Origin of the sequence: Komagataeibacter sp. FXV3 (assembly GCF_015155755.1) — a bacterium.
Lineage (GTDB): Bacteria > Pseudomonadota > Alphaproteobacteria > Acetobacterales > Acetobacteraceae > Komagataeibacter.
The window spans coordinates 25,355-32,546 of record NZ_VWPI01000013.1; the positions used below are offsets into that span (position 1 = coordinate 25,355).

The following is a 7,192-nucleotide window of genomic DNA, read 5'->3' on the forward strand; positions in this document are numbered from 1 at the left end:
AATTATGACAACAACAGACAAGCTGGTGCTGGAACCCGGTCAACTGACACTGGCACAGATGCGCCAGTTCTACCTTGACGGGTCGGATGTCGCGCTGGCGGCGGGCGTGGTAGCGCACCTGCATGAAGCCGCGGCTTCCGTGACCCGGATCGTGGAACGGGGCGAGCCGGTTTACGGCGTCAATACCGGTTTTGGCAAACTGGCCAAGACACGTATCCCCGATGACAAACTGCGTGACCTGCAGCGCAACCTCGTGCTCAGCCACGCTGCAGGGATCGGGGAGCCAATGCCCGCGCGTATCGTGCGCCTGATCATGCTGCTGAAGGCAAACGGCCTGGCCCGTGGTTTTTCGGGTGTCCGGGCGGAAGTGGTCGAACTGCTGATCACCATGCTCGAACGTGGTGTCGTGCCGGTCATCCCGTACAAGGGATCGGTTGGTGCGTCCGGTGATCTGGCGCCGCTTGCGCATATGAGTGCCGTGATGATCGGGGAAGGCGAGGCCTTTATCAATGGCGAAAGGCATGCCGGGGCTGAGGCGATGCGCCTGGCCGGGCTGTCACCGCTGGAACTGGGGCCGAAGGAAGGCCTGGCACTGCTGAACGGCACGCAGGTTTCCACCGCGCTGGCGCTGGCGGCACTGTTTGACGCCGAACGCCTGCTGCAATGCGCCCTTGCGACTGGCGGCCTGACCCTTGACGCCGCGCGCGGCACGGATGCGCCATTCGACCCACGCCTGCATGAACTGCGTGGCCAGCGTGGCCAGATCGAATGCGCCAGCGTCTATCGGGCGCTTATGCACGGATCAGCCATTCGCGCGTCCCATGTCGAGGAAGATGAGCGCGTACAGGACCCGTACTGCCTGCGTTGCCAACCGCAGGTCATGGGCGCATGTCTGGACAGCCTGCGCCATGCGGCGGGTATCCTGCTGCTGGAAGCGAATGCGGTTTCTGACAACCCCATTCATTTCGCCGATACGGATGAAATGATTTCCGGCGGCAACTTCCATGCGGAACCTGTGGCGATCGCATCTGACCTCATGGCGATTGCAGTATCGGAAATCGGGGCCATTGCCGAACGGCGCCTTGCCCTGCTGGTCGATGCGCAGATGAGCGGCCTGCCGCCGTTCCTGGTCAATGACAGTGGCCTGAATTCAGGCTTCATGATTGCACAGGTCACGGCTGCGGCCCTTGCGTCGGAAAACAAGACGCTGGCCCATCCCGCCAGTGTGGACAGCCTGCCAACGTCCGCCAATCAGGAAGATCATGTCAGCATGGCAACCTTCGCTGCCCGCCGGGTGACGGATATTGTCGATAATGTCCGTGTTATCCTCGCGGTGGAATATCTGGCGGCGGTTCAGGGCCTGGATTTCCTGGCGCCCCTGTCTTCGTCGAAATCACTGGTCGCGGCAGCGCAGGTCCTGCGCGCGCATGTTCCGTTCTTTGAACAGGATCGCCTGTTCACGCCCGACATCGAAAAGGCGGCGGAACTGCTGGCGGATGGCAGTCTGGTCACAACCATTGGCCAGCATGTGGCGCTGCCGCAGGTCGGATAGGGCGGACATATCCCTTTCCCGATCTTTATTATTGTAAAGTAATGGGTTAGGGATATTTCAGGTCATGACGTAACAAGGACGTGGAGAAAGACGGGCGATGGAATTTTCAGGCATTGATGACCTGTGTCAGATGGCCAACCGTCGCCTGCCACGCCTGTTTCGTGATTATGTGAACGGGGGCGCGCATGGTGAAGTCACCGTGCGCGCGAACCGACAGGCCTTTCTTGAGTGGAAAATCATTCCGCGCTGCCTGCGCGATGTATCGCAGGTGGATATCGGGTCCACGTGGCTGGGCAGGTCCCGTGGGGCACCGTTCATGCTGGGGCCGGTCGGTTTCGCAGGCATGATGCATGCCGGTGGGGATGTCATGGCGGCGCAGGCTGCGGCGCGGGCAGGTATTCCGTTGGCCGTTTCCACCTTCTCCATCGCTTCCATGGAAAAACTGTCCCGTGTGCCGGGCGTGGACCTGCTGGCGCAGATCTATGTCTTCAGGGATCGCGACCTGACGCGTGACATGCTGCGTCGTGCGCATGCATGCGGAATAGATGGCATTATCCTGACGGTGGATACTGCCATTACGCCCATGCGGGCGCGTGATGTCCGCAACGGGTTCCGGCGCATGACGCGTCCTTCGGTTGCCCAGCTTCTTTCGATGGCTGGCAGGCCAGGATGGAGCCTGCGCATGCTGATGGCAGGAAAAGCCCGCATCGGCAATCTCGCCCCTTATGGCATGGGCCGGAACCTGCTGGAGGAGGCGCGCAATGCTGCCGCTGAAATCGACCCCTCCCTGACATGGCAGGATCTGGCATGGCTCCGTAAGGAATGGGGTGGCAGGCTGATCGTCAAGGGCGTGATGGATGCGGCCGATGCCCGCCTGTGCGTGGACAACGGGGCGGATGCGCTGATTGTCTCCAATCATGGTGGGCGGCAGATGGATCCATCGCCCGCAACACTGTCCGTATTGCCGGAAATTGTGGAAGCCGTCGCGGATCGGTGCGAGGTCGTGCTGGATAGTGGCGTGCGGCAGGGGGGCGATATTGTCACCGCGCTGGCGCTGGGCGCGTCCGGGGTGGCGTTGGGCCGCCCGTGGGCATGGGCGCTGGCGGCGGGCGGACGGGAGGGCATGGACGCCCTGACAACTGGCCTGTCGGGTGAAGTGCGCGATGTCATGGGACTGGCCGGGGTTCGCAATATGGCCGAACTGGTGGCCCAACGGAAGCAGGTGCTGCGTCGGGCCTGACAATTTCCCTTACATATACTGGCGGCCACCCAGACTGTACCGGCTGCCGGGGTAGGTGAAGATGCCTTTCATCACGATCCTGTCCTGCACCCATGTGCGGCGGACCAGTTGCAGACAGGCTTCCGGCGTTTCCAGTTCCAGCAGGTGCTGGAGTTCCTGCGACGGGGTGATGGCGAAAATCACGTGTTCGATTTCATCCGGTCCGGCAATATGGTACAGGTGCCGGTGTGGATGCGCGATGGAAAAATCCTGATTCAGGTAATCCGGCGCAAAGTGTGGTGAAACATAACGCTCTTCCACCTGCAGGGGCGTATCGTCCTCATAATGCACGATTACGGAATGAAACAGCTTGCTGCCCGGACGCTGGTCGAACGACATGGCCAGGTCAACATCGGCCCGCGCCGTGTCCAGCGTGATGACGCGGGAGCGGTGGGTATGGCCGCTGGCAATAATATCATCAGCAATATCATGTAACTGCAGCAGTTCGGCGCGTGGGGCAGGGCGGGCGACGAAGGTGCCGACACCCTGCGCGCGCGTGACCATTCCTTCCGTCATCAGTTCACGCAGGGCGCGATGTACCGTCATGCGCGATACGCCGGTAATTTCCACCAGTTCACTTTCGGATGGCAGGCGCTGGCCCACCTTCCACTCTCCCCGCTTTATGCGTGCCGTGATATACTGCTTGACCTGTTCATAGCGAGTGATTGCCTGAGTTTCAGCAATACCTGTAGCCATATTACAGCACTCAATTCATGGTCTATGGCAGCCTGCGGGGCGCCGGATGGAAAAGAAATGATCAGGCATCATTTAAACATAGTCTTACATACATGATGAGGCAACGTAACACAACGCGGATTGCTGGTCCTGACCGGGCAAGGGCGCAATATACCGTATTCTGCCATGTATGATTTCGCCTGTCGTAACATGGTGGACCGTATTACTGGCGCAGGTTGCGCGCCACGAACCGCGCACGGGAACAATAACGGCATCCGCTTCTGCATTGGGAAAGAACGTTGTCGTTACCGACCGGATCGCGGCATCGGGGAACCTGTCAGGCGCAAACATGATGTTCAGTACGGAAACTGCACCTTCATCCAACCGGCACGTAAGGGGAAGCATGCCAGAAAACGACAGGACCGCACCCACACGTTCCAGCCGCATGCATTCACGTGTGGGCAGGATCAGTTCCAGCCCGGCACCGGACAGCAGCGCCTGCTGGCGCCGCATGTCGGGATAGGCGGAAAAGGAACATGACCGGTCAATGGTCGCGATACTGACCCGCCAGCCGGGAGATTCCGTAACGGGCCGGGTTATGCCCTGCCCATTTTTCCATGGGCGGGCAGGCAGTCTCCGGATGGAAGATATCCGCAATATCACGGGCTGACTGCCGCAGGCAGCAGCATGCCGGGATTAAGGATATTGCGCGGGTCCAGCGCCCGCTTGATTGCGTGCATGACCATAATCGCGTCGTTGCCGTGCTGGTTGTGCATGAACATCTGCTTGGCAATGCCAATGCCGTGTTCTCCGCTTATGGAACCCCCAAGGTCAAGGGCGCGCTGGATGATCTTGTGATCAAGCGCCTGTGCGCGCGCCCATCCGTCCGGTTCTGGCGGGATCAGGATGACAGTATGGAAATTGCCGTCCCCCACATGGCCAACAATGGGGGCGACCAGACCGGATTCCTCAATGTCCTGCTTGGCCAGTGTAATCATGTCGGTCATGGCGGAAATCGGCACGACCGCGTCGGTAGTCATGCCCTTGTGCCCCTGTCGGTAGGCCATGCAGGCCCAGAAGGCGTCATGACGGGCTTTCCATAACCGGGTGCGTTCCTCCGGGCTGGCGGATGCCCGGAATGACAGCCCGTTATGGTATTCGGTGATTTCGCGCAGCAGGTCCGCCTGTTCCGTGACCGATGCCGGGGATGCATGCAGTTCAAAGAACAGGGTGGGCAGGGGACGATATCCTTCCAGTGATGAATATCTGATGCAGGCATCCATCTGCACGTCATCCAGCAGTTCCAGCCGCCCAATGGGCAGGCCGGCCTGAATGATGGAGGTGGCCGTGTCTACGGCATCCGCCAGTGTGCTGAACTGGCAGGTCGCCCCTAGAATGGTTTCAGGCAACGGATGCAGGCGGGCCTGGATTTCCGTAATGATGCCCAGCGTGCCTTCCGATCCGATCAGCAGGCCGGTCAGGTCATACCCGGTCGCGGATTTGCGGACATTGCCCCCCGTCTGGATGATTTTGCCATCCGCCATCACGGCGGTCAGGCCCAGCACGTTCTCGCGCATCGTGCCATAGCGTACGGCCCCCGTGCCGGACGCACGGGTGGCGCACATGCCACCCAGCGTTGCTTCCCCACCGGGGTCCACGGCAAAAAACAGCCCGTCGCTGCGCAGCAGGTCATTCAGCTGCTGGCGCGTCACCCCGGCCTGCACCCGGCAGCTGAGATCCTGCGGACGGATGTCGGGAATGGCGTTCATCTGCGACAGGTCAAGACTGACGCCGCCTTTCGTCGCGGTCAGCTGCCCTTCCAGGGATGTTCCCCCGCCAAAGGGAATGACCGGCAGGTACAGGTCATGACAGACAGAAACGATGGCCGCGACTTCTTCCGTCGTCCGGGCAAATACCACCACATCTGGCTGTGTGGCCGGGTCGGGGGATTGCCAGCCTTCGCCATGCGCATGATGCTGCCGGACCGTCGCATTGGTGGAAATCCTGTTCCCCACCAGGGGCTGGATGCGTGCGATGAAGGTCTCAATGGCTGTCATCGGTCTGTCCCGTTTCAATGGAGAGGGCACGGAGGAAACGGTCATTATCCGCGGGCAGGCCAACGCTGACGCGCAGGCATGTTTCGAATCCTTTTTCACGCCAGGGTTTGATGATGACGCCATGTCGCAGCAGACGTTCCGCAAGGGCGGAAGCGTTCTGACCGACGTCAAGGAATATGAAGTTGGTATGCGACGGCACGGGGGCATAACCCTGTCGCGTCAGTTCATTCATGAAGCGTGCGCGTTCCGCCACGGTTGTTGCGACGCTGTCGTGCATGTGCGTCCTGTCGTGCAGGCATGCCAGCGCCATGTCCTGTGCCGCCATGTTGGTGTTGAACGGATCACGCACCTTGTTCAGGGTGCCGATGACGCTGGTATCGGATGCCAGCGCGTAGCCAATCCTCAGACCGGCAAGGGCATAGGCCTTGGAAAACGTGCGCAGCACCAGCCATGGCCGTGCCTGCCGGGGCAGGATTTTCGTGGCGTCGGGATAATCCGGGCTGCCAAGGGCGTATTCGTAATAGGCCTCGTCAATGACAATCAGGGTATCTTGCGGGCAGCATGCTACCAGTTCCAGTATGTCGGTTGCGTTCATCATGCAGCCGACCGGGTTGGAGGGATTGGAAAACATGAGGATTTTCAAGGGGGCGGCCTGAACTGCCTGCTTCATCGCCGGCAGGTCGAACTGACCTTCGGCGGTAATGGGAACCGCATCGACCCGTGCGCCCATCATTTCAGGCCATATCACATGCAGCCCGAAGGACGGCAGCACGGTCACGACCCGGTCGCCAGGAGAAAGATAGGCCTCGCAGATCAGGCGTATGATCTGTTCCGATCCATTGCCCAGCATGATGTGGTCCGCTGGCGTGTCTGTTGCCTGCGCCAGCGCATGTCGCAATGTCGATGCGGTTGCATCGGGGTAGCGGAATAGCTGGCGTGTCAGATTCTCCCACTGCTTCAGGGCGGCGGGAGAAGGACCATAGGGGTTTTCGTTGCTACCCAGTTTTGAAATATGGGATGCATTGTATTTCTGGCGTACCTCATCTTCCGACAAGCCTGCGTTATAGACGGGCAGGGCGGCAACTTCGGGACGGGCGGGCACGCATATTGACCGGGTAGGCACGGAAGAAGAAGCTGCCATGGAGATAGCCTTTTTCAATAAATTGCATCTACTTGTATATACATAGCGGTCATAGCGGTTGTTGTAAATATGCAACGAGCATCTGCCATCCCGCTCACTGGGTCAATAACATGTGCGGATATGGTACCCGGACGGGCATGGGCCATGCGCAATGGACAGGTATGGCGAACCCTGTCCGCGCACCAGCATCCGCTTCGTCTTCCGGGTCGATATCGTCGTCATGCGCCGGGTCCCCATCATCGTCATCCGCTCCGGATGGTGGGGCGAGCGCTTCCGCGAAGGTGGCGTTCAGCGCTGCGACATCGACCTGGAAACGCGCAGCAGGATGCACCCAGATCCCCAGCCCGACATGGTCCATCAGTGTTGATTTTCACTGAGAACTGACCCGGGTAGGGCGGAAATTTTCATCGAGATTTGACCCATGCCTTCACACTCCCCGGCAGCATCTGCTGGGGGTTTGAGGAGTGATTGACATGGAGCTTCTGAGT

At 60.1% G+C, this 7,192-nt stretch carries 7 protein-coding genes; 2 read left to right on the forward strand and 5 right to left on the reverse strand.

Annotated features, from left to right (window positions below):
- The first annotated feature begins 4 nt into the window (after window positions 1-4).
- A complete protein-coding gene (hutH, locus tag F1542_RS01295; RefSeq protein ID WP_193731423.1) occupies window positions 5-1,552 on the forward strand; it encodes a histidine ammonia-lyase in 1,548 nt (515 codons plus the stop codon).
- 97 nt (window positions 1,553-1,649) lie between these two features.
- Window positions 1,650-2,792: an alpha-hydroxy acid oxidase gene (locus tag F1542_RS01300; protein WP_193731424.1), complete on the forward strand. Its 1,143-nt coding sequence runs from the start codon at window positions 1,650-1,652 to the stop codon at window positions 2,790-2,792.
- 9 nt (window positions 2,793-2,801) lie between these two features.
- On the opposite strand, the gene hutC is transcribed toward F1542_RS01300, so the two are convergent.
- The 5 genes from hutC to F1542_RS01325 all read right to left on the reverse strand — a co-directional run bounded on the left by hutC (window position 2,802) and on the right by F1542_RS01325 (window position 7,062).
- Window positions 2,802-3,527: a histidine utilization repressor gene (gene hutC, locus F1542_RS01305; RefSeq protein ID WP_010507350.1), complete on the reverse strand. Its 726-nt coding sequence runs from the start codon at window positions 3,525-3,527 to the stop codon at window positions 2,802-2,804.
- A gap of 84 nt (window positions 3,528-3,611) precedes the next feature.
- Window positions 3,612-4,169 carry a HutD family protein gene (locus F1542_RS01310; RefSeq protein WP_193731425.1) on the reverse strand — a complete coding sequence of 186 codons (558 nt, stop codon included), beginning with the start codon at window positions 4,167-4,169 and terminating at the stop codon, window positions 3,612-3,614.
- Window positions 4,166-5,563 (reverse strand): FAD-binding oxidoreductase, encoded by a 1,398-nt coding sequence (locus F1542_RS01315; protein ID WP_193731426.1) that lies wholly within the window; start codon window positions 5,561-5,563, stop codon window positions 4,166-4,168. The genes F1542_RS01310 and F1542_RS01315 overlap by 4 nt, the downstream gene beginning before the upstream one ends.
- Entirely contained in the window at window positions 5,550-6,704 is a 1,155-nt protein-coding gene (locus tag F1542_RS01320; RefSeq protein WP_227672364.1) for a histidinol-phosphate transaminase, read from the reverse strand. The genes F1542_RS01315 and F1542_RS01320 overlap by 14 nt, the downstream gene beginning before the upstream one ends.
- Before the next feature lie 94 nt (window positions 6,705-6,798).
- Window positions 6,799-7,062 carry a hypothetical protein gene (locus tag F1542_RS01325; protein ID WP_227672365.1) on the reverse strand — a complete coding sequence of 88 codons (264 nt, stop codon included), beginning with the start codon at window positions 7,060-7,062 and terminating at the stop codon, window positions 6,799-6,801.
- Between the last annotated feature and the right edge of the window lie 130 nt (window positions 7,063-7,192).